This window comes from Niabella agricola (genome assembly GCF_021538615.1).
Lineage (GTDB): Bacteria > Bacteroidota > Bacteroidia > Chitinophagales > Chitinophagaceae > Niabella > Niabella agricola.
In genome coordinates, this window is sequence record NZ_JAJHIZ010000003.1 from 2,799,968 (window position 1) to 2,821,491 (window position 21,524).

At 47.7% G+C, this 21,524-nt stretch carries 18 protein-coding genes and 1 pseudogene; 7 read left to right on the forward strand and 12 right to left on the reverse strand.

Annotated features, from left to right (window positions below):
• Positions 1-52 precede the first annotated feature (52 nt).
• The 5 genes and pseudogenes from LL912_RS17180 to LL912_RS17195 form a co-directional block, all read right to left on the reverse strand.
• Positions 53-538 (reverse strand): helix-turn-helix domain-containing protein, encoded by a 486-nt coding sequence (locus tag LL912_RS17180; protein ID WP_406603627.1) that lies wholly within the window; start codon positions 536-538, stop codon positions 53-55.
• Positions 539-580: 42 nt separating this feature from the next.
• Positions 581-851: pseudogene (locus LL912_RS26270) on the reverse strand (DUF6597 domain-containing transcriptional factor); the annotation flags it as partial.
• A gap of 8 nt (positions 852-859) precedes the next feature.
• Positions 860-1,597, reverse strand: coding sequence for a GNAT family N-acetyltransferase (locus LL912_RS17185; RefSeq protein WP_235554814.1), 738 nt, complete (start codon positions 1,595-1,597; stop codon positions 860-862).
• Between the two features lie 60 nt (positions 1,598-1,657).
• Entirely contained in the window at positions 1,658-2,110 is a 453-nt protein-coding gene (locus LL912_RS17190) for a DoxX family protein (RefSeq protein WP_235554815.1), read from the reverse strand.
• A 53-nt stretch (positions 2,111-2,163) separates the two neighbouring features.
• On the reverse strand, positions 2,164-2,766 hold the full coding sequence (locus LL912_RS17195) for a Crp/Fnr family transcriptional regulator (protein ID WP_235554816.1): 603 nt from the start codon (positions 2,764-2,766) through the stop codon (positions 2,164-2,166).
• 217 nt (positions 2,767-2,983) lie between these two features.
• Between LL912_RS17195 and LL912_RS17200 the strand changes: the two genes are divergently transcribed.
• From LL912_RS17200 to LL912_RS17225, 6 genes are all read left to right on the forward strand, one after another.
• The gene (locus tag LL912_RS17200; RefSeq protein ID WP_235554817.1) at positions 2,984-3,568 is read left to right on the forward strand and encodes a Crp/Fnr family transcriptional regulator; all 585 of its coding nucleotides are present in this window, start codon (positions 2,984-2,986) and stop codon (positions 3,566-3,568) included.
• A gap of 89 nt (positions 3,569-3,657) precedes the next feature.
• Entirely contained in the window at positions 3,658-4,077 is a 420-nt protein-coding gene (locus LL912_RS17205) for a DoxX family protein (protein ID WP_235554818.1), read from the forward strand.
• A gap of 165 nt (positions 4,078-4,242) precedes the next feature.
• The gene (locus tag LL912_RS17210; RefSeq protein WP_235554819.1) at positions 4,243-5,520 is read left to right on the forward strand and encodes a Gfo/Idh/MocA family protein; all 1,278 of its coding nucleotides are present in this window, start codon (positions 4,243-4,245) and stop codon (positions 5,518-5,520) included.
• 23 nt (positions 5,521-5,543) lie between these two features.
• Complete coding sequence (locus tag LL912_RS17215) at positions 5,544-6,356, forward strand: sugar phosphate isomerase/epimerase family protein (protein WP_235554820.1); 813 nt, start codon at positions 5,544-5,546, stop codon at positions 6,354-6,356.
• Between the two features lie 80 nt (positions 6,357-6,436).
• Positions 6,437-6,808, forward strand: a complete 372-nt coding sequence (locus tag LL912_RS17220; RefSeq protein ID WP_235554821.1) for a DoxX family protein — start codon at positions 6,437-6,439, stop codon at positions 6,806-6,808.
• A complete protein-coding gene (locus LL912_RS17225; RefSeq protein WP_235554822.1) occupies positions 6,808-7,251 on the forward strand; it encodes a phosphoribosylpyrophosphate synthetase in 444 nt (147 codons plus the stop codon). The genes LL912_RS17220 and LL912_RS17225 overlap by 1 nt, the downstream gene beginning before the upstream one ends.
• A gap of 285 nt (positions 7,252-7,536) precedes the next feature.
• Here the strand turns inward: LL912_RS17225 and LL912_RS17230 are convergent, their stop codons facing one another.
• The 7 genes from LL912_RS17230 to LL912_RS17260 form a co-directional block, all read right to left on the reverse strand.
• Positions 7,537-7,914, reverse strand: coding sequence for a GxxExxY protein (locus LL912_RS17230; protein WP_235554823.1), 378 nt, complete (start codon positions 7,912-7,914; stop codon positions 7,537-7,539).
• A gap of 425 nt (positions 7,915-8,339) precedes the next feature.
• A complete protein-coding gene (locus LL912_RS17235) occupies positions 8,340-10,742 on the reverse strand; it encodes a GAF domain-containing protein (RefSeq protein ID WP_235554824.1) in 2,403 nt (800 codons plus the stop codon).
• 5 nt (positions 10,743-10,747) lie between these two features.
• Positions 10,748-14,347 (reverse strand): BamA/TamA family outer membrane protein, encoded by a 3,600-nt coding sequence (locus LL912_RS17240; RefSeq protein WP_235554825.1) that lies wholly within the window; start codon positions 14,345-14,347, stop codon positions 10,748-10,750.
• A gap of 5 nt (positions 14,348-14,352) precedes the next feature.
• Complete coding sequence (locus LL912_RS17245) at positions 14,353-15,183, reverse strand: SdiA-regulated domain-containing protein (protein WP_235554826.1); 831 nt, start codon at positions 15,181-15,183, stop codon at positions 14,353-14,355.
• Positions 15,180-17,201: a polyphosphate kinase 1 gene (ppk1, locus tag LL912_RS17250; protein ID WP_235554827.1), complete on the reverse strand. Its 2,022-nt coding sequence runs from the start codon at positions 17,199-17,201 to the stop codon at positions 15,180-15,182. Before ppk1 ends, LL912_RS17245 begins: the two co-directional genes overlap by 4 nt.
• 16 nt (positions 17,202-17,217) lie before the next feature.
• Positions 17,218-18,417, reverse strand: coding sequence for a Pycsar system effector family protein (locus LL912_RS17255; protein ID WP_235554828.1), 1,200 nt, complete (start codon positions 18,415-18,417; stop codon positions 17,218-17,220).
• Between the two features lie 429 nt (positions 18,418-18,846).
• Entirely contained in the window at positions 18,847-19,608 is a 762-nt protein-coding gene (locus tag LL912_RS17260; RefSeq protein WP_235554829.1) for a helix-turn-helix transcriptional regulator, read from the reverse strand.
• A 265-nt stretch (positions 19,609-19,873) separates the two neighbouring features.
• On the opposite strand from LL912_RS17260, the gene lysS reads away from it, so the two are divergent.
• Positions 19,874-21,523, forward strand: coding sequence for a lysine--tRNA ligase (gene lysS, locus LL912_RS17265; RefSeq protein WP_235554831.1), 1,650 nt, complete (start codon positions 19,874-19,876; stop codon positions 21,521-21,523).
• The last annotated feature ends 1 nt before the right edge of the window (position 21,524 follow it).

Below are 21,524 nucleotides of genomic sequence, written 5' to 3' on the forward strand. Positions count from 1 at the left end.
AAAGGGCAGACATCTTGTTCGCCATTTTTTGCAACATCCGCAAAATACCGGATCAGGTATGGCTTAGCGCATTCGTTTCATCGGGAAGGACTGCTTCCGCTCTTTTCCGTTTAAATGCCCCGAAGTCCCGGATAAAATGCGCCTGGTCATAATACTCGCCTTCATAGGCAAGACGGGTAAGACTGTCATATTGGTTGTTCAGCAACAGGCGCAGTACGGTTTGCATACGAACGTTCCGGGAAAGTTGTTTAGGACTAAGCCCGATCATCGTGGCAAACCTCCGCTCCAATTGGCGGCGGTTTATCTGTAATTGCCCGGAAAGTTCATCAACAGCGCAACGGCCATTTGCCGACAGGATCATTTCAACCGTTTGTTTGGCAACGTGGTCAATCGTTCTTTGATCTGACAGCTGCTTCCGTAAAAAGGTTTCCGTTATCGAAATACGTTCCGCAGTTGTTCCGGCCTTTAATATATGCTGGTTTAGCTGGCTGCCGGCAGCAGTAAACAGCACTGTGGTTGCAATGGCCCTGTTTCCCATTTTCTTTACGGGTAAGGTAGCAAAAGGAATAAACCCTTCCGGCCGGAAACGTACGGCAAAAATACCCGTAGTTCCGGTGGGCTCAATTTCCAGCGGGCGTGTGAGCTGACCGATCACAAAACACCGGGGTTGTATAATATAATAGTCCTGATCCGTATACTGCCTGTACAGATCGCCATAATGAAAGATCATTTCCATATCCATCCGGTACGATCCGTTGCCGCTGCGCTGATGCTTCCGCGCTTTCCAGCGTCCAGTAACATTTTATAAAGGCACCCAGGTCCTCCCCCGGTGAAAATGTTTGATAGATCATAATGTCTGCTATTTTTTAATAGTGCCCCTGATACGGAAACCGCAAATACGGAACCCCGCTTTTAACAGTGTGGATTTGGAGGCCATGTTTTCAATGTTACACCGTGCAGCCGGCACCCGGCCCATGCGATAGGCTTCCTTTTTTAACTCCTGCACGATCAATGCGCCCACCCCCCGTCCGCGGAAGGCTTCTTTTACCTGCATATAGATATCTGCATAAGGGATATTGTAGTTCAGCATTAAACCGCCACTGGCAACAATTACGCCATCCTGTACCAATACATGCGTGCTGTCATCATCACCCATATCATCCGTAGCCTCCCGCTTTCGGAATGTAATGCCGGGTATCTTCAGACGGGAGGTATAGGCTTCTTCAAAAAGGATCGCTTCTGCATAAATATTCCGCGTGGTTTCATATAGCATGGCGGTCAGCAGCCGGTCGTTGGTCTGACTTTCTACCTGTATGGTATTACTGACCCGTTGAAACTCCCTGAAAATGCGGCTGGCCATTTCCCGGTAAGGAGGCTCCAGGTAAAACTCAAAAATGGTATCCCGGTCTTCGCGTTTATCCGATCCCCATACGGCTCCATATCCCACAGGAATTCCGTCAGCGGTAAAAAGATAGGTGTCGGCCCAGCCATATAGATGGCATTTATTACACACAAACTGAAAGGCCCCTTCATTCAGGAAAAGCACCCTGAAGGGCTCAATCACATCCAGTGTTGTTTTTGTAATCTGAAGTATCATGTGCGTAAACTAAATCTTCATCCCCGCCGGTTCCCGCAATCTGTACAAAACTAAAAAATTTTATGCCTTTATTGCCGACAGGTAAATCCAGGCAATAAAAAACAATTGCAGTGGTACCCGGAACCATAAATAGGCCGGCCCGTTTCCGTGAAACGAAGCTTTCTGGTAATCCACATGTTTCAACGCCGCATATACATTTGCCGGGAGCAACAGCACCAGGAACAGCACCAGGAACCAGGCCGCAGGAAGCCGCAGCGCAGGAATGAGCAAGGCTACAGCAGCTACCATTTCCATCACTCCGGTACTGTATACAAGCGCCGCTTTTCCGGGAATAAACGACGGCAGCATCATCGACATGCCTTTTGTAAAAACGAAATGTGCTGTTGCCGTAAACACCAGCATCACGACCATAGCGATGCGGCCAGACAGCGCCCACGCATCGGGCCTGTGCATCAATTTGGATATAACGGCAGCTATTGCAAAAGTGACCAGTAATACCATTAAGGGCTTCATCTTTTTTTTATGCAAAGTTCTATCGCTCTGCTACGCAAAACAATGAACCTGGATTAATAAATGCGCCTGCGGATACGGCTTAATGCCTGGGGTGTAATGCCAATATACGACGCAATGTATTTCAGCGGGATTTTTTGTAAGAGCTCCGGCTGTTCTGTAAAAAGTTTCAGGTACCGTTGTTCCGCTGTTTCATTAAGTAATGAAAGCTCACGCCGGGATTTCTTCAGGAACAGCTCTTCTCCCGCGTATCGCCCGATTGCATTGCCAACGGCGGTTTGCCGGTACACGTCCTGCAGGTCGTCATAGGAAAGCCGCCAAAGAACCGTTTCCGTAAGCGTTTCGATATGGTAGCCTGAAGGCAACCGGGTAAGGAAGGAATCGTAGCCGCTTACAAATCCATTGGCAAAGGCAAACGCAAAGGTAAGTTCCCGATCTTCCCGGTCGATATAAAAACGAACCGCTCCTTTTTCGATAAACGACAAATAATGCTCGGTTTGGCCGGTCTTTAACAACAATGCTTTTTTATTGAATGGCCGTCGTACCAGTTTTGAAGCAAAAAAATCCCAGTCGGCGTCGCTCAGCTGCTCGCGCTGTTCAAAAAGCTTCCGGATCTGTTCCATTATATTCTTTATGCCCGTTTGTTGTTGAAGCGGCATCCCGCGGGGATTAAAAGTACGGTTTATCATTTTAAAACACCGAGGCTCCAGGCAGGTCCGGAAAAATGTCCGCACATCCACCGGGAACTTTCCGTAATGCATCCATACCTTTATCTGCACCCGCGGGCTTCTAAAACTTTATTACCGGCAGCAAATCCCCTATCTTTAGAACGGAGCGCTGCTGTAACATCAGCTGTAACGGTAAGAATAACGGAATATGCACACCTTATTAATTCAGCATATAAAAGCCCTGGTTCCCTTAACAAAAGCGGAAGAACTACTGATCGCTGAAGGGTTTCACCAGAAAAATCTGAAACGCAGGCAATTCCTGGTACAGGAAGGTGATTTTTGCCGCTATTTAAGCTTTGTAACCAACGGATGCCTCCGTTCTTATTTTACCAACGACAACGGCCAGGAATATATCGTTCAGTTTGGCATTGAGGGATGGTGGCTAAACGACAATGAAAGCTTTTTGTACAATACGCCTTCACAGTTCAATATCGAAGCCCTTGAAGCTACAACAGTATTACAGATCGACCGGCCGGGGCTTGAGCATCTTTACCAAAATATCCCGCAGTTGGAGCGTTTTTTCCGCATCCTTTACCAGCGCAGTTTTATTATGCTGCAAAAACGGGTAATTGCGTCAATGAGCCAAACCGCAGAGCAGCGCTACCGGGAATTTGCTGACCGGTATCCCGAGATCGTGCACCGCATTCCTCAATACCAGCTGGCCGCATACCTGGGCATGTCTGCAGAATTTCTCAGCAAGATCCGGCATCACATCGCCCGCAAGAAATCTTGAACCAGTTCAAGTATTTTTCCTGTACGGCTTCATTTTTTTTGAATGCAGCAAATAGCAGTTTTGCTTTTTGATCACTAAAAAAAATGAACATGGAAATGCTTAATCAAACTCCGGGAATCACCTCCCTGGTACTCCGTTTTACACTGGGCCTTGTAATGCTGCCGCATGGCTGGCAAAAAGTTACGAACTTTCAAAATACGCTGATGCATCTGCAGCAAGACTACCGCCTGCCCTGGCTGCTGGCCGTTGGGGTAATTCTGACCGAATTCATCGCCCCTATTTTTCTCGTAGCGGGTTTGGCTTCCCGGCTGATGGCGCTGCTGCTGATCGTTCTGATGGCCGGAGCCATTATTATGGGGCACCACTGGCAACATGGATTCTTTATGAACTGGTTCGGCAATCAAAAAGGAGAAGGATTCGAATATCATTTATTGGCCATTGGCCTCGGCCTTGCCATTGTGCTCCTGGGTAGTGGTAAATGCTCCGTAGACCATTTTATGGAAAAGTAGCCCCCTAAAAAAAGGCATAAAGCAAGCAGCAAAAAACTCAATGCGTCATTAGAAGAAGTTTAGATTCAATTTAGTAGTTTTGGATGGTCAGTATTAAATTTAAAACAAAACAACAGGCAAGGTCCTTTTAAACGATCCGGCTCCGCCTGCTTAGCCATTCAAAACATGAAAAGAAGAAACTTTATCAGTCAGAGCGCCAAGGGAGCGCTTGCATTTACCATCATTCCCCGTTCCGTTTTAGGAGGCAACGGGTTTGTTGCGCCCAGCGACCGCATAAACCTGGGATATATCGGAACCGGAAAACAGTCTTACGGACTGGTCAATGCTATTAACGGGCCTAAAGAAACACTGGTACTGGCGGCCTGTGACGTATATGAAAAAAAACTGGAGCATTTTATCGGGTTGGCCCAAAAAGCCAATGAAAAAAAAGTAGCCACCAATGTAAAAGGGTACAAACATTACCGCGAGCTCCTGGAGCGTAAAGACATTGATGCGGTTGTCATCGCCACCCCGGACCACTGGCATGCACAAATTGCCATTGATGCCGCAAAAGCGGGTAAAGATATCTACTGCGAAAAACCGCTGGCGCTTACGATTGCCGAAGGACGTGCGATGGTAAATGCCACACGTAAATACAAGCGTGTCTTTCAAACCGGCAGTATGCAACGTTCTTCGTTTAACTTCCGGCAGGCTGCAGAACTGGTAGCGAACGGCTACATCGGTAAAATCAATGAGATCAACGTTTCGGTGGGTGAGCCGGTAAAACAGTGCGACCTGCCTACAGAACCGGTTCCGGACGGACTGGATTGGGATCTTTGGATCGGCCCCTCATTATACCGGGGCTTCAATAAAATTCTGGCACCTCCGCTGGAAGCAAAGGAATGGGCCTGGTGGCGCGGCTATGCCGGTTTTGGCGGTGGCCTGATTACTGATTGGGGAGCCCATATGTTCGATATTGTGCAATGGGCGCTGGGAATGGATCAATCCGGACCCATAAAATTCATTCCCCCCAAAAACCCGGGCGCCAAGGACGGGCTTTCGTTTGTATATGCCAATGGCATAACAGTAAACCACAAGAACTGGGGAGAAGGCAACGCCATCCAGTTCGTGGGCGATAAAGGGAAGATCGAAGTAAGCAGGGGATTCCTGCGGACCAATCCGGAGCACCTGGCTTCGCTGAAATTTAAAACCAGTGACAAACGGCTCTATTTTAGCGATAATCATTATCAGGATTGGGTAGATGCGATTAAAAAGCGCTCCAAACCGATCTGCGATGTGGAAACCGGTCACCGGACCGCTTCAGTTTGTAACGCGGTGAATATTGCTTACGAGCTTCAGAAAGACCTGAAATGGGATCCTGTAAAAGAGGCTTTCGATAACCCCTATGCCAATATGATGCGTAGTCGCTCGTACCGGGGTGAATGGGATTTTACTAAATTTTAGCAGTGCTTTAAAACAGCAGCCCAATGACATATTCTTCAAAAACCGGACTTTCAACGTCCGGTTTTTTAAATAAAATATCCATCCCGCTGGGCGTTCAGCTCTGGTCGGTAAAAAACGATCTGGCCCGGGGTATTGACCCAACCCTGGAGAAACTGGCGGCAACCGGATTCCGCTTTGCAGAAGCCGCGGGTTATGATTTAAATACCCGCACTATTTTTGGATTGAAACCCGCTGTATTCCGGCAAAAGCTTGACGCAGCAGGAATACAGTGCATCGGAGCGCATGCGCCGGTTTCACCGGAAACGATCCACCAGGTACTGGAAGATCTTTCTACTTTAAACATCGCCTACCTGATCTGTTCGCTTTATCCGGATGCCGGACGTACTGCTGCCGACTATTACCAGATCGCAGAAAATTACAATCATACCGGAGGCATTGCCCGGAAAGCGGATGTTCATTTCGGCTATCATAATCATCATTTTGAATTTACTCCCGTGGAGGGCGAGCGCCCGATCGATATCCTGTTGAAAAATACCGATCCTGCACTGGTATCTTTTGAACTGGATCTTGGTTGGGCGGTACAGGCCGGCACAGCGCCGGAAACCCTTTTTGAAACCTACCCCGGGCGTTTTCCGCTCTGGCATTTGCGTGACGTGGATGCCGGGGGAACAGCCGTAAACGCCGGCGCTGGCATTGTGAACTTCCATGCATTGCAGCCGTTGAAAAAACAGGCCGGATTTTTGTACGGAATTGTGGAAACCCCTTCGGCCGCCACCGATGGCATGGACCGTGTGATTGCCAGTTTTAACTATATCCGGAGGGAACAGCTTTACTAAAGTTTACCAGCTATCGTATAATATAGTAGGGCGTTTTTGCAGGCGCGCGATTTTAATTTTGAGCCACTAAACCCAGCAAAATGAAAATTGTAAAACAGATCGTCTTTACCCTGTTTGCATTGATGTTCCTCAATGCCGGCCTCAACAAATTTTTTAATTACATGCCGGTGCCCAAGCTCACCCCGGAGCAAATGGAAGCCTTCGGTGCCTTTATGAAAATAAAATGGCTGATGCCCCTGTTGGCAACCATGGAAACTACAGGAGGTATCCTGGTGATCATTCCCAAAACGCGGGCATTGGGCGCGCTGGTCCTTTTCCCGATCATGACCGGTATTCTCCTGCATCATTTCACGATGGACCCCTCCGGTTTACCAATGGTGCTGCCTATGGCACTGATCCTGATCTGGATCATCATCGACAACCGGAAAAAGTACCTGCCGATGGCGCAATAATGCGTCAGATACAAACGGCTATTGCCGCATTGCGGACTGCTGCTGCTCTGTCTATCCTCGTTTCCACTTATAAAAGGAGTACCTTTGACAGACAAAAGCTCCTTGTTATGAATGCCCAAACGCCTCATTATAGTTACGACACCTTAAGTGAAGCCGTAGATGACCTGATCCGTCGTGGATATACGGAAGACTTCCTGGCAATGGAAGAAAAGGATTGTCTTTATTGCAACCAGCACTCCCTGGAATTGTCGCCGGAAGAATTTGAGATTGATGAAGTGTATCGTTTTGAAGGGATGACCGATCCGGCAGATGAAAGCATTGTGTTTGCGATCTCCTCTCAAAAGCACCAGATCAAGGGAACAGTGATCAACAGCTTTGGAGCGGATTTCGGATACCGTTCTTCCAAGCTGGTAGCGCATCTGAAACAGCACCGGGGCGGATAAGTTGGGAAAATTGCGCTTTAGCGGTTTCTTTTTAAACGCAAGGCGCGCAAGGTCCCTCGCTAAGAACGCAAAGATGTTTACAATTCTCCGGTTCTCGTTGCGACCCTTGCGGATGCTTTGCGCACATAGCGGTTCAATTTTTAACGCAATGTGCGCAAGGATTACGCTAAGAACGCAAGGACATTCACAATTCTCCGGTTCTCGCTGACCCTTGCGGGTGCATTGCGTCCGTAGCGGTTCAATTTTTTTCACAAGAATAGCGTCACTAACGCTGGCAGGCACCGGTCATAAATGATTTGCAATTCTTTTGATTCCATTCTTAATAAGGGTTACATTAAAATTGATCAACAATCCGAGTTTACAACCCGAAAGTTTTAAATAGGTCAGCACCTGCGCCAAATGAATATCATTGAGTGATTCCACGGCTTTTATTTCCACAATCAGTTTATTCTCGATCATCAGATCCACGCGATAATCTGCATCCAGCTTTATTTCCTCGTAAATGAGTGGCAGCGCATTTTGTTTCCGGATAAAAAGCCCGCTTTTGCACAACTCATAAAACAAACATGCTTCATAGGCGCTTTCTAATAATCCGGGGCCTAACTGCTGATGCACTTTTAACGCAGCATCAAATACAATTTTGGACAATTCATTCTCTGTCATAGGTAGCTATTTTGATGTTTAATAAAAGGTGTGTTCTTCTTCGCGATCGCATTCGCATCGCCTTATAAATATAATTCAAAAACGGAAAAGACCGGTTCTTTATGTCTATGAAGTTGTTAGTTATATTGCAGTTTTTTTAACGCAAGGCGCGCAAGGTCCTCCGCAAGGAACGCGGGGAAATTTCAATACCCTCAGTTTCTGTTGCAACCTTGCAGATGCATTGCGTACATTGCGATTTCTTTTTTACCGCAAAGACGCCAGAGTTACGCAAAGAGCGCTATGAAATTACAATAATCCAACCCTCATTGCGGTTCAATTTACACCGCAAAGGCACCGGGATTACGCGAAGAGCGCAACGACTATTATAACGATCCGGTTTCTCTTGTTACCGCAACCTTCTCAGCAAAAGCCAAACTTCAAAAAACCTAGGCCTCCTTTGTGGCACCAGTAAATTCATCGGGAACAACTTCATCCCTTTTCTCAACATTTATCCCCACCCGCAATGCACGGAGGCCAGTCACGCCCTGCAACTCTTCAAGCTCCACAGCCTCCAGATCGTTCAGCAGCAGTCCTTCTTCCTGCAGATAGGCAATATAATCCCGGTACTCGCGGGTTTCGCTTTCATTGAGGTATACCAACGCAATCTTTCCCGGTTGCGTAAGCCGCTCTCCCGTTTGCAGAATCCGCACTTTATCGATTCTTTTTTTGATCACCTGGTACCGGATATTATAACTGCCCTCCACATCAAACTTGTGCTCATCCTGCCGGAAAACAATATCGATAGGCGCCGAACGGATATAGATCAGCTGAGTGGTTTGCAGGGGTATTTCCAACCGGGGCAGCAGCGCATGTGTTTCCCGTGCAATCTCTGCCATTACCTGCAGTTGCCTTAACCGCAGGTTTTGCAGGTAATACCGGCTGAAGGGTTTATGCGGCGCAATATCCTGGCCGATATAGATATCAAACTCAAAACCGTCGGTCCTGAATTTTTCAAAATAGAAAGGATAGAAGCTCTGAAGCTCATTATTGAATTGCTCCAGCCGGGCATTGATCGTATTATTCACGGTTTTGAGCGCATTGTCAAATACCCTGATATGCTTAAGTACACTTCCGGTATTGCTTTCAATCTCCACCAGGTAGGGTTGAATAAGCGGCCGCAATTCCCGGTCCTTTTCATTCAGATCCTTCAGGAACGGAGTTATTTTATTTTCCAGGAACTCATTGAGCTTGCCGTATTCAGAATCCCGGATATCATGACTGATACCGGAAAGCCATTTCCGGCATTTTCCGATCATATCGTCTACCAGCAACAATCCGGTCCGTTCACGGATCTGGTCCAGCAAACCGATCAATAGTTCCAGCTGAAAGGCAGCATCGGCCGCCATCGCTTTATTTCGCTCGATGGTAGAATTGCGGATATCAATCGCTCCGTAAAGCGGGTATACTTTTTTAAACGATACTTTACCGATTGTCCGCTTCTGATCCGACGACAGGCGGTTATCGCGCAGATAATTCCATGCCGCCTCGTTAAATTTCCATTGAACGGCCGGTTGCAGAGCGGTAAACTTGTCTTTTACAATACTGTCCAGGTGGTTATCAAACTCATCTATTGCATTTTTTAGCAATTGTGCAATGACCGGGATGGCGTCTTTCAGCTTCACCAGGCTTTGAAGATTGAGCACATCTTTTTTATAAGAGTAAATCTCCAGCACACCGGCAACTTCGTTGCTGTGAAAAATCGGGAACAACGCATAGGCCTGGATACCGGCCATATTTAAAAACTGCAGTAATTGCCTGGCATCTTCTGTCTGAACCGTTTCATCGATCAATACCGGTTTGGGATGATTCAGGTATTCCTCTGCCAGTTTCTGAAAACTTTTCCCGTTGTCGATGCAATGATTGGGCTGCAGCAGGATACTGTTATTGCCGCTTTCAAGCGTAAATACCAGCTTATTGTTCACCCGGAGGTTGGGCAGCAGGCCAAATTCGATGGCAGGACTCCCCATTAGCACTTTTAATGAATGAATCACCTGTTCGGTATCTTCTTTTAGAGCAAACCGGTGCCTGCTGAGCACCACTTCCTTGATGCGCTCTACCGCATGTTCCTGCGTGATTTCTGTTACAGTAATGACGGCCAGCCCTCTGAACTTAAATAAATGCAGCGGCAGCTGTTTGATCCCCTGGCTCCAGTCATAGTCCTCGCCCTTTATATCTTTTGCCCACTCAATGAGGTTAAGCGGTGGCAGTTCTCCCTTGGCGATTACATCCACAAACCGCGTATCGATATTGATTTTAAAATACCGGGGCAATCCGTCTTCTACATAGGACATGGCATAACTTACCTCGTTACCAATCGGAATCTGCTGGCCATACAGTTTTTCAAAGATGACCGAATACACAAATTCCATCCGTTTCTGCACCATGGATTTGTCCTGTATCGACTGGATCATGGACCGGTGTAAGACCTCATTATTGCCCTCCATCATCTCGTAAAAGGCATCCGTGCCACATATGATCTGGGGATCCAGGGGCACGCTTAGTGCCCATATCGTTTTTTGCTCTTCTGCAAGCGCCGGCTCTACCAAACAGTACACCAATTCGAGCTCATCTTTAAAATGCACCATCTCTTCCGGCATCAGTTCTTCTTTCAGATGCGGATTGGCCAGCAGTTTTTCAAGAACAAATTCAAAAAAATGTTTTTTTACAGTTGTTTCCCGGCTGATCCGGTCTTTAAGATATTGGATCAGCGGGTCAAAGGAAAGCGCATTCTCTAACCCGTCGATGCGCACGGCTTTCCATTTTGCTAAATCGAGTAATTTGGTTTGCATGGTAGTTAAAATCTGAATCCGAGACTAAAATGAGGATACCAACCCTCCCTGGAATACCCGGCGAGAACCTGTACCACGGCAATCTGTGCCGGTACAAAATAAAGCCCTCCGCCTACACCGGTATGAATTTGAGTACTATTATGTCCTTCCGCCCACACTTTACCGGCGTCAAAGAACCCGGAAAAACCCAGTTGCCCGGGCAGGATATAACTCCCCAGATCCGCAATTTTTATACGTAGCTGCAGGTTGTTATATAAAAGATGCGCACCGGCAAACCGGAATTTCCGGTATCCCAGCAAATTTTCCTGCCCGCCTAAAAACAGCGACTGGTAAAACGGCGCATCCCCCACCGTGGTTCCGCCACCAATGCGATCCGAAAAGACTACATTCCCGGTGGCGCCTATTTTTCTGAAAAGCGACAATTCCAGCAATAGCTGCGCAAAATCCCGGGCACTGGCGTTCAACCCTTTAAACCCCTGGACCCGCAGGTTCAACAGCCCGCCCGATGTGGGCAGTAATTGATCATCCCTGGAATCTGCCTCATAGTTTACAACAAGTCCCGTGTAATTTTTGTTCTGATCTACAGAGGCACTATCATAAGTGCCAACCAGGGAAGGTGTTGCGATCAGCTTGCCCTGGTTATCGTCTTTATCGTAGTGGTAATGCTGAAAAAATGGCGAAACCGCCAGGGTCCTCGTATTTTTTATGCGCCATCTTAACCCCGGTGCAATATCCACCAGCGTAAAGCGGGCCCTGTAGTAGCCAACGCCTTTCAATTTATCATACCCGGTTCCGTTACCCAGGCCGAAGAAATTCTGCACATTATCGGGGGCCAGCACCCGGCCGGTCACCACCAGGTCTGCATGACCTATGGCGTGCAGCCAGTCGCTTTTAAAACGGAAGCTATTAGCCCCGGAGGAAAAGGAATGCAGGTACGACAACTGATGCGAATTCGCATAGGGCTTTTTCCGGAACCCCTGGTTTACAAACCGTACACCTAGTCCCAGCATAATCCCATCGTCCCTGTTAAATCCAAGATTGGGATGAATCATGTACCGGTTGTAAAGATCTGTAGGTACGTACATTGTATTGGCACTGTCATTTGACAACCGCTTGCGGATGCTCATATCCGCACCGGTAAAATGCACACTGTTTTTCCTGCCATATACCCGGATATTTTTTCTCCCCGAAAGCACCTGGTATTGCTTTTCATCCTTGTTGCCGATGATGCGTAGCCGTATTTTTGAATGGCTGTTAATTACCACGCTGTCCTTACCGGAATGTATATACAGGCGGATCTCTTTGGTAACGCCCGGGTCAAATATCCGTTCAAACAACTGATCCGAAACCGCATCGTCCTTATTGATCTTATGAATGCTGATCTTCAGACCACGGTTGCCGGCATCGGTAATCTGCACCAGCTCCTTCTTGTCGGAGGTTTGTATATCTACCACCCGGTTATAGAACCGGTAGTAAGTGGTCATGGCTTCCGGAAGGCGGCTTCGCCGTTCTTTCAGGATCTCCAGAAACTTATCATGATCCATGTTATAGGACGCCGCGGGCAGCCGCTTCAGCGCGGTTTCCAATACCGAATCCGTCACTGCAGCAGTAAACTCCTGTACCAGCTGTATCCACTGGTTATAATCATATTGATTAAAGAAATTACCGTTCAACCCTCTCCCCGCCATAAAGTAGGCGTTGATCTTTTTGATTCGGCCGGAAAAGTCATGCAGCCGCGGCATTATAGACGGTCCGGAGGCGATGGTAGGCAATATGCCCTGCACCACATGAAATACCTGGTCGCGGTCGCGGGGCACTGGTATATACCGGCGATCTTTCTTCTTTTTATCATAGGCCCAGCGCCATTGATCCTCATGCCGGTCCCAATCCCCGATCAGCAGGTCTACCAGGCGGGCTTTAAAGTAGGTAGCAGTGTCTACGGTATTGTCATTGTCCTTCAGCAGGTTCTTATACATTTTTTCGGTATTATCCGATTTCCCGATCGGCTCCCGTTCTTCGAGTAAACAAACCTTATTGAAAAAATTATCCGCATAGGGCAACAGTGCTGTATCGGGCGCCACTACCCCAATTACCGGATTGGCATGCGGCACCCCAACCGCATTGGCGATAGGTGGTACAATAAGTGCTGAGAAAGGGTGTTGCCCGCTCAACGCATCGGTAATGGCGTCCTTGGCAAACGTATTCCGCAGCGCTTCCGGCAGGAGGATCTCCATATTCTTATTTACATTGCGCAGCACCCACTCTTTCCCCGAGGGGTTTACCAGCCGGAGCGATTTGGTTTGAAGTCCACCACCTTCCTTTATCGGCGAAAGCCCCCCGCTGATCTCCGAAATCCGCAGCACCGGCAATTTGGTAGGCGCCGCCCATTCTTTTCTGAAATTTTCTCCGAACCAGATGCGATGGCCAGGTCCTGGCTTGTCAAGTGCTGCATTAGTACGCACGACTACACTATCTGCTGTTGCCAGTGTTGTGTTCCTCACTGCCGTCCACTGCAACTCCGGCGTTATAAATGGCAGACGGTACGTAAATGCTTCCTGTATGCGTCCGCCTTCCATCATATAATAGCGGACCTTTAATGCGCCTCCGGTCAGGAGATCTATAGTTACAAACCCGCTGTTCTTTTTTGCAAAAAGGCTATGCCTTCCTTTTTTCACATAGGCGTTTTTAGCACCCGCTCCACTTACAATCTGTACTTCCTGCCCTTTAATAAATTGCAGTCCGTGTTCGTGCCCCGCCACATGCACCAGGTTTTTGTACCCGGCGCACACACTGTCGATAAGGGCTGTCATCTCTTTATACAGGGGGTGCCCCTGGTCCTCGGGGTTAGGAATGCTGCTCCGGAGCAGGGGGTAAAGCGATCCGATCACGGGCAGGGGAATATAAAGCGCCTTATTCAGGTTGGTAAGCGGAAAAATATGATCCTTTAGGTTGTAATAGCCTCCATGCACGCCATAGCTTTGAAAAGGATGGTGGCAAACCAGGAAGATCATTTTACCGCGGTTACGGTTTACGATCTCAGAAAACTTTTCCAGGAAGGCTTCCTTTGTATCACAGGCGCAGTCCTCACTGGTTTTTTGATGCTGAAACAGCCACCATTCGCTGTCGAAGGCGATCAGTACTGCATTTTCCGAAACGGGGATTTCTTCCGGGCCGGGACAGCCTTTTCCGGGCGCCAGTTGCAGGCGGGGATTGTTTTGTCCGTTCAAAAAAGCGTCCTGCGCCAGAATCTTTTGATACCCTTGTTTGCCCATCCGGTCCCAATCGTGGTTACCAGGTACAAAGATCACTTTTGCGCCGTTTTGAAGCATGGGTTCATACTGTGCCGACAGAATTTTTTCGGCTGCAGTAATGGCAGCGGTATCTTTCAGCGGCATCCCGTTAGGATAAATATTATCTCCCAGGAACAATACGATGGTTTTTTGACCCAATACGTTCTCCGCTGCTGTTTTAATTACCTCCGACTGATGGGGATTGATTTCACCCGCATCCCCGATCAATATCAGGCGGTTTTGAACGGAGTCCTGTGCCCGTACCCCGGCAAACGGAATGCATAAAAAAAGATATCCGATAATTTTTTTCAGCATAGGGGCTATTGTTTACGCGCGAACTTTAAAACGGCGCCATAAGCTGCCTGATTTTTTTCGTTGCTGATCCATAAATTCCCCGCTTTGTCAAATGCAATCCCCTCCGGTTGGGCGTAAAGTGATGGCTTCAGGGCATGCATTCCTATTACCTTCCATTGCGGATCCGCTACCAGCAACATTTTGTTTACAGAAGACAATACATACCATTCGCCGGTCTTTGGATTCCGGGCCAGCGCACTGGGCTTTAGCGTATTTTTTTTTGATTTATTTTCCTGCAGGGTTGCCGCATCCAGCGTAAACGCGCTTTTAACCGCTAGTTCGCTGCCGCTCCATTGTAATAAATAGCCTGTTACCTGGCTTGTTTTTTTATCCGCTTTGCATTGTTTACAGAGCACGTATAGGTCTCCGCTAACCGGGTCCGCGTACAGTGCTTCATATTCTCCTTCCGGCACCAGCTTTTTCCATTCCTGCACCGAAACGGCCTCATTCAAAGCTGTTTCATTCACTGGAAATGCAAACAAACTGCCATCACTGCGCAAGATTACCATATGGCCGTTGCTTACCGCCAGGTCTTCATAATCGCCTTTTTTTCCAAATTTTGTAGCCGCCAGTTCTTTACTGCCCGGTTTAAAATGAAATACGGTTCCACTTTCGTCCTGAACCGCATAAAGTGAGTCGCCGCCTGCGAAGGTAATTCCCGAGATCTCGTCCAGGATAACGGGCATGTTAAAAGTTTCGGGCCGGGACAGGTCATAGCCGGCGGGGCTCGTATATTCCTTTTGTCCCATGCAGGATGCTGTTGCAAGGGAAAAAAGCAGCATGCCGAATTTATTCATTTTCCGTATTTTTCTTTTAAGTAAAGGTAAATCTCCCTTTGCGATCTGAAATCATTTTTGTTTCCGGACGAGGGTATATTCCGGGCGTCTTCTCCAATCCATACAGCCGCTGCTGTATCCTCCCACTGCATTTGCAGGATGGTCATCAATTCATTTTTCAATGCCGGATCAAGTATGGGAAAACAAACTTCAATTCTCCGGTACAGGTTCCGGTTCATCCAATCGGCAGATCCGAGGAATATCTGCGGGTCTCCGTTGTTCTCAAACAAAAAGATGCGCCCATGTTCCAGATAACGGTCTACGATCCGTTTTACTTTAATCCGTTCGCTTAAGTTTTCCACACCGGGCACGATCCGGCAGATGCCGCGTACGATCAGGTTCACCGTTACCCCGGCACAACTGGCTTCATACAGTTTAGCGATCATGACCTCTTCCTCAAGATTGTTGAGTTTAATGGTAATGCCGGCCTTCCGGCCTTCGCGGGAATGCATGATCTCTGTATCAATCCGGTGTATGAATTCCCGCTGCAGGTTAAACTGTGCCACCAGCAGGGTATTAAAAATGCCATGCTCTTCAGGCGCCGGTTTGCGGCGTTTTGCCAGAAAAATAAAGAGTAGCTCCAACTCTCTTAACAGGACCGGGCGGGCGGTAAACAGGATATAATCCGTGTAAACGCGGGCAGAGGATTCATTGAAGTTGCCGGTGGAAAAGAGACCATAGTCTTTTAACCGTCCCTGGTGGCTGACCCTGACCAGGGCTACCTTGGCGTGTACCTTTAATCCCGGAATGCTGTAGATGATCTTCACCCCGGCCGCCTTCATGGTCTTCGCCCACCGGATGTTGTTCTCCTCATCAAACCGGGCCTTTAACTCTACAAAAGCCGTAACTTTTTTTCCGTTCCGGGCAGCCGCGATCAGCGCATTCGCGATCCTCGAATCCCTTGCCACGCGGTACATGGTTGTGTATACTTCTGCTACCTCCGGCCGCATTGCCGCTTCATTAAAAAACCGCAGTACCGCATCGTAAGAGGCATAGGGTGTATGCACGATAAAATCGTTTTCTGCGATATGATCAAACAGGGAAGCCACTTCCGGTATCATTGAAAAGGGCGGCTCCGGAGGATAAAGCAGGAATGGGGGCTTCACCGGGAACGAAAAAAAGTCTTTCAGATTGTGATAGTACCCGCCGGATGTGGTATTGGCGCCCTGCAGTCCATACGTATCGATCAGTGTATGCAGCAATGCCGGCGGCAGATCGGGGGGATATAACAGACGCGTGGCCAGCCCAAAATCCCGCTTCTGAATTTCCTCTTCTATTTTTACCGCAATGTCTCCCGCATATTCGTCCCGCAAGTTCAGTTCCGCATCCCGGGTTATTTTAATATTATAGGCGCCTTTAACAATGGCATTTTTAAAGATTATATCCAGGTATATCCGGATGATATCCTCTATAAAAAGCACGTAGGTAATACCATCGCAACTGGTGTGCAAAAAGCGCGGAACCTTATCTGAGGGAATATTTATAATGTAATTGCACCCTTTGCCGTGCTGCTCCAGGTGTACCAGCATGTACAGTTTGTTATTCTCCAGGAATGCCGGTTTTTCCGCATCCAGCGGTATCAATACAATATATGCTGCCAGTACATCAAAGAAATAGGCATTTAATGTAGCGCGGATACCCTCGGGAATGGGTTCGTGATACACCAGGTGGATTTTCTCAAGCCGGAGTGCGGGAATGATCTGTTCTTGCAAAATAGCGCCGAATCGCTGCTGTTGCCGGTTGATCAACTCTTTTACCTCCTCCATTACAGGGAGCCTTGTATCGGCTTCCAGTTTTCCGATCGCCTTTATTACCGGCATACGCACCCGGTAAAACTCGTCCAGGTTCGAAGAATAAATGGCCAGGAAATTAATCCGCTCCAGTAAGGGCACTTCCGGCCCCGCTGCTTCTTCCAGCACCCTGCCGTTAAACTGTAACCAGCTGATATCACGGTCGTTCCATTTTTGCAATAGCTCCATCGCGCTTTATTGACCGTTAGTCGTTAAGAATCATAGCAATTAAAAACCCGATCACCGAAAAGATGATCCCGAACATAAAAATATTGTAGGCCAGCCGTAGCAATTTGTATTTGCGGCCCAGCACCACTCCCTGTGAAAACACGTCCTTGATCAAAGTATCGTACAGGAAGTCCTTGTCGCCCATAATTTTCCGCATGCCGGAAGCATACTCATCCAGGTGCATCCGGTAAAAATTGCCAAAGAACAGCAGGTTGATCTTTTTTGAATCTACTTCTTCCTGTGTAAACAGTCCGTTGGGCAAACTGGGGCGTGTAGCCAGGATGCCTACCACCATCGTAACCACTGCGGTGGAAAGGATAAGGAAGGTCGGGTACACCAACGGGTCTTTTCCATCAAGCTTTCGTAACAATAAGGTGATAATGGCCGAAAGAATGATTGAGTTTACGGTAATGAGTATCTGCGCCTTGTTATCGGCCATATCGCTCAGCCGCTGGTTATTGGTAGAGGTGATGCGGAACATGGTCTCGATACCCCGGCCTGGATCTTTCGGGTTCTTTTTGCCGGAAGCAGCCGGTTCTCCCGCTGACTCCGCTACCGGTAATAGAGCTTCCTGTTGTTTTTCCTGCTGTTTGGCCAGCAGCTTCTCCAGGTTTTCCTGCATTTTATCATTCAAAAGCAACCGGCAGTAATCGGTATGATACCGGTGCTGTTGCAGCAGCCGGATGGCATTCTGGCGCCATTCATCTTTTGAGATCTTTTTCTGAAAAACGGCTTCTTCTTCTTTCCGCATCAGCTTATTAAACGCTTCAAAATTGGAGGTGCCCAGGTGGAAGAGATCGGCATCACACACAATGGATTCCAGCTGGTTGGCAGGCTGCTGGGGCATTTTTGTAGCCTGTATACATCCGGCAACAGCGGTTATAAAGGCGGCATCCGCTTTTTTCGTAGCAAGGAATTCGGCCGCCAGCCCGGCACCGGTTGCTTCGTGCCCAACCCGGTCTCCTGCATAATAGCCCAGGTCGTGAAACCAGGCAGCGACCACTGCGATGGCATATTCCCGCTCCGGAAGCTGGTAATGATCTGCAATTTGTTTTGCCGCAGTAACCGCGTGGATGATATGTTCCAGGTTGTGATAATACAACTCCGGTTTGGGATGCCGGGCAATATATTGCCTTACATATGCTTCCGCATCCTGTAATAAGGCCGTGTACTCCATTTTGTTTTTTTAAGTGGATCGCTAAGCCCCTGTTTACAAAGAAAATAGCGTTGTTAAAGATACGACGAGGAATTTTAAAATGATCATACCCGGCCCGGGGCGGATTGAAGATTTTTATGAGCCGCAGCATATGAAGATGCGGAATATGGAGCGGACCCCTTCCCGCAACCGCAGCCCTGAGCGTTCGCATAAATACCGGACCGTTCGATAAAAAAGGACCAGTCCCATCGTTGCCAACAGCGGCCTTTAAAACAAACGGGCGCCATTTTTCTGTAATAAAATATCTGTAATAGAAAAAAATATCACAAATATATTATCACAAAATTGTAATAAGAAATTTGAAATATGTATAAATTATTACAAAATATTGATCCCAACAGTGCGGCCGGAAAACAGGGGCTCTGGCGTAGCAGACACTAAAAAACAGGCTTAAAGGAACAATCCAAACCGCATCAGTTCGCTGTAGCTGGAGCAGCCCAGTTTCCGCATAATGTTTTTGCGGTGGGTTTTTACGGTTTCGCAGGAGATAAAGAGCAGTTCGGCAATTTCCCCATTATTTTGCCCGTTGATCACCATCGACAGGATCTTCCGTTCTCTCCGGGTAAGTTCCTGGAAAAGCCGGAGATGCGCTACCAAAAAATCATGGTCGCTTAAAAAGCGCCGGAACCGGTTCAGGTAATACGGGAGGTCTGGTGCTTCAATTTCCATGCGGAGTACGGCTTTTGCCTTTTCGGCATCCCACTCCACTGCAATCAGGGGCCTGGTGTCCGGAATTGGGGCAACAGGGGCTTCTTTTCTGGTTAGCCACTCCAATGCCTGGTTTTCGTGGGAAAAGAACCCGGGCCTTAGCGGGGCCTTGCCCTCCTCAAAAATTTCATACACAGAAAGCATGGCGAGTATATCCCGGCTCACCAGGATACCTACTTTCTCGGTTACCCCTTTTTGTGCAGCGGGATAATTCAGAAAAGCATCTGTCCATTTCTGCTCCTCCGGTGTAATAATATGCCCGAATTTGGTATTGTCCCAGAAAGTATACCGGGGAAGCACCCGTTCATACGCCTCCTTAAATGCACGGATGGCGGTTACATATTCATCCGAGCTTTTACATTTCAGGAAATCTCCTTTTAAAATATCCGCGCCCGGGATATATTCGATGGTGAAGGCCTCCGTTTTGTACAGGTTTTGAGACATGCTTTTATATTACAACAAAGATAAATATAAAGAAGCAGCTCCAAAAATACGGTTGCATAACATTTTTATTACACGCTGCATTTGCTATGTGATTTAATTTCAACCGCAAGGAACGCAAGGTTTTTTTCGCAAGGGTCGCTAAGACATTCATCATTATGGCTCTCGTTGCCCTCCTTGCGGGTCCTTTGCGCACTTCGCGTTCATAAATAATACAAAAAATGTTATGCACCCAAAAATACCAGATCGTATATGTAAAAACGCAGGGTTGACACAGTACAGAGACCGTTCTGTAACTACCTTTACGGGAAGCGGCCCGCTTTCGGGAATGATAAGGCCCGAAAAATGTTCCCAAAAAAGTATCTTTGCCGCTCATAAAAATCTGGAGCAGTTCATGAGTACACAATCCTTTTCCGAACAGGAGAAAATAAGAAGAGAAAAATTACAAAAATTAAAAGAGGCAGGTATTGACCCCTACCCGGCAGCATTGTTCCCGGTAAGTCATTTTTCTGCAGATATCAAAAATAATTTTACTGAAGAAAAGAAAGAGGAATTTGCCCAGGTATGTGTGGCCGGCCGTATCATGAGCATCAATGATAAGGGAAAGGTATTTTTTATTAAGATCCAGGACAAACAGGGATTGATCCAGCTTTATGTAAAGCGGGACGAACTTTGCCCCGGTGAGGATAAATCATTTTGGGAGAACGTGGTAAAACACGGGCTCGATCTGGGTGATTTTATCGGCGTAACCGGTTTCGTATTTATTACCAAAACCGGTGAAACCTCGATCCACGCGCAAACCCTTACCCTGCTGGCAAAATCATTAAAGCCATTACCCGTAGTAAAACGGGATGAGGAAGGGAACATTTTTGACGAAGTTACCGATCCGGAATTCAAGTACCGGCAGCGTTATGCAGACCTGATCATTAACCCGGCAGTGCGGGAAACCTTCCTGAAGCGTACCCTTCTGGTGAACTCGATCCGGGAATTTCTGAATAAGGAGGGTGCTTTGGAAGTGGAAACGCCGGTGCTGCAATCCATTCCGGGAGGCGCAGCGGCGCGTCCGTTTAAAACACATCACAATGCACTGGATGTTCCGTTTTATTTGCGCATTGCCAATGAGCTTTATTTGAAAAGATTGATCGTGGGTGGTTTTGACTGGGTGTATGAATTCAGCCGTAACTTCCGTAACGAAGGAATGGACCGCACCCATAACCCGGAATTTACCATCCTGGAATTCTATGTGGCCTATAAAGACTATTACTGGATGATGGAAACAACCGAACAACTGCTGGAAAAAGCGGCACAGGATGTTTGCGGCACCACCGATGTTCCGGTTGGAGATAAAACCATTTCATTTAAGGCACCTTTTCAACGCGTTTCTATTTATGATGCCATTAAGGAGCATACCGGCCACGATGTAAGTGCCCTGGATGAAGAAGGATTGCGCGCGGTTTGCGGCGAACTGAACATCCATGTAGACAAAACCATGGGTAAGGGCAAACTCATCGACGAGATCTTTGGGGCAAAATGCGAAGCGCATTATGTGCAACCCACATTTATTATTGATTACCCGGTGGAAATGAGCCCGCTTACCAAGAAGCATCGCAGCAAACCGGGACTGGTAGAGCGTTTTGAACTGATGATTAACGGAAAGGAAATAGCAAACGCCTACTCTGAATTAAACGATCCTGTTGAACAGCGTGAGCGGTTTGAAGAGCAGGCAAAATTGCTGGAGCGGGGTGATGAAGAGGCGATGTACATCGATTATGACTTTTTACGGGCGCTGGAATATGGTATGCCGCCTACCTCAGGTATTGGCTTTGGTGTAGACCGCCTGGTGATGTTGCTCACAAATCAGCCATCCATACAGGATGTATTATTCTTCCCGCAGATGCGGCCGGAGAAGATGGATTAAC